The organism is Methylobacterium nigriterrae (assembly GCF_037106235.1).
Lineage (GTDB): Bacteria > Pseudomonadota > Alphaproteobacteria > Rhizobiales > Beijerinckiaceae > Methylobacterium > Methylobacterium nigriterrae.
The window spans coordinates 1-258 of sequence record NZ_JBAWTG010001007.1; the positions used below are offsets into that span (position 1 = coordinate 1).

1 pseudogene is annotated in these 258 nt (G+C 65.1%); it reads right to left on the reverse strand.

From position 1 onward, the window contains the following. A pseudogene (locus tag WDW90_RS40045) lies at nucleotides 1-258 on the reverse strand (sulfite dehydrogenase); the annotation flags it as partial.

Genomic DNA, 258 nt, shown 5'->3' on the forward strand with positions numbered 1-258 from the left:
TTGGCAGGATCGATCGTCGGGATGCCGCCGTGATGCCGTTCGAAATGCAGGCCCGAGGGCGTGAGGTTGCCGAGCATCTTGTCGAGCGGCGTCATGCTCCAGGACGTCAGGTCGTTCGGCGTCGGATAACGCCAGCGCACCTCCGTTTCGAACTGCGAGCGCGAACCATAACCGCCGTCGGCGGCAACGGCACGTCCCTGCTCCTTGGTCGGGTCCGCCGGCACATCGAAATGAAATGCGCCGGGCGGCGCCTTTTGC